Origin of the sequence: Peptococcus simiae (assembly GCF_046097595.1) — a bacterium.
In the GTDB taxonomy this organism is placed as follows: Bacteria; Bacillota; Peptococcia; order Peptococcales; family Peptococcaceae; genus Peptococcus; species Peptococcus simiae.
Genome location: NZ_JBJUVG010000030.1, coordinates 1 through 1,345, shown reverse-complemented (window position 1 = coordinate 1,345; position 1,345 = coordinate 1). Strand labels below are relative to the sequence as shown.

General features: G+C 36.5%; 2 protein-coding genes. Both read right to left on the bottom strand.

What is annotated here, in order from left to right:
• Nucleotides 1-355: 355 nt before the first annotated feature.
• On the bottom strand, nt 356-1,039 hold the full coding sequence (locus ACKQTC_RS09190; protein ID WP_408978144.1) for a hypothetical protein: 684 nt from the start codon (nt 1,037-1,039) through the stop codon (nt 356-358).
• 28 nt (nt 1,040-1,067) lie between these two features.
• A complete protein-coding gene (locus ACKQTC_RS09185; protein WP_408978143.1) occupies nt 1,068-1,280 on the bottom strand; it encodes a zinc-ribbon domain-containing protein in 213 nt (70 codons plus the stop codon).
• Between the last annotated feature and the right edge of the window lie 65 nt (nt 1,281-1,345).

The window sequence follows — 1,345 nt, the reverse complement described above, 5'->3', positions numbered from 1 at the left end:
TTTCTGGTCTGTCTGGGGGATTGTACGTCCATCTACGGTAATGGTAATGTCTCTTGCATGGCTTTCCGCAGCCTGTACAGGGCTAGCACTGGCCAAGAGGGCTACTGCTAATACAGCTGCTGTTGCTTTTTTAGTTAAGCTTCCTTTCATGGGTAATCCTCCTTTGCTTGGTTAGCGATTATTCGTTAGGTATATAATACCACGCATACTATATATAGTTAATAGTAGGGGGTATATAAAAAGCGAGACAAGTACAAGGAGCGTACTTATCTCGCTGGTCCAGCTTTTTGGGGCCACTCTAAAATGCTCGGCTTTTTTCTATGGATAGAGCTTAAGATGCCTCTGGCTTGTATTTTTATTTCAAATAGTTAAGTACAGAAAAAAATGCTCCAACGGAAGCCGCATCAGCTGCTCGTGCTGAGTTAAATTCGATATTTTGTAGCATTAAAGATTGTTGTCGAGCAATCATTAGGGATCGCTCAGTGTTGCTTTCCATCTTAGATCTATGCGCATATTCATCAAATAAATTAACCGCCTCTTTCATAGAATCGGCTTGTCCATTAGCAAATAATTTTTCAAAATAACTTACAGCCTCATAATTCCTATAGTCCCTTGGTATTTTTTCCAATATTTTACTATTCTCACTTGCCAATCTAAAAATTTGGTCTGAGATAAGATCTATCTCATTCCTAGCGGCAGAGAGTCTTTTATTAGGTGCATTAGGATTAAAATTTAAAGATTTTCTTATGAATTTATAGATAACAAAACATAATATCAAGCTACTAATAATAAAAATAGGAACAACGTAGCCGCTTCTTCCCGCAACAAAAAGTTCGAAAAAAATATCTAGTATATAAAAAACAATGAAGGCTGCGATTATTGCAGGAATCCAAGATATCCTAGCCTTACTTCTCTGGGTTTTTACCGTTGCTACTGAAGCTTGTTGTTCTATACTTCGGGCTTTAAAATACAAGCGGTTTATTTCTTGCAAAATAGGCAATGCTTCATAAACAGATTTCATTGCTTCGTTCTTATTCATATTTTCCTCCACTATCTATTATTGGATTTTATTGAATAGGAAATTCGTGCCCGCAATTTTGACAAACCCAAAAAGCGTTTTGTCTACTGCCACGAGCGACTGAAAAAATCAATCCTAGAAGACCTCTCCGAAAAAGATTTCCCATAGAAAAGTTGTCGCTATGTTCATCATAGACAGCTTCTAAATCCATAGAGCCACAAAAGGGACATAGAGTCACAGAATATTGATCAAACGTATTCATAACTTTAATCCTCCTGTTTTAATGAGATATTGTAACTAATTTACCATACTTTTCTTTTTATGTCA

Coding starts and splice junctions, on each gene's coding strand:
- ACKQTC_RS09190 (WP_408978144.1), bottom strand. CDS start 1,039: ATGAATAAGAACGAAGCAATGAAATCTGTTTATGAAGCATTGCCTATT.
- ACKQTC_RS09185 (WP_408978143.1), bottom strand. CDS start 1,280: ATGAATACGTTTGATCAATATTCTGTGACTCTATGTCCCTTTTGTGGC.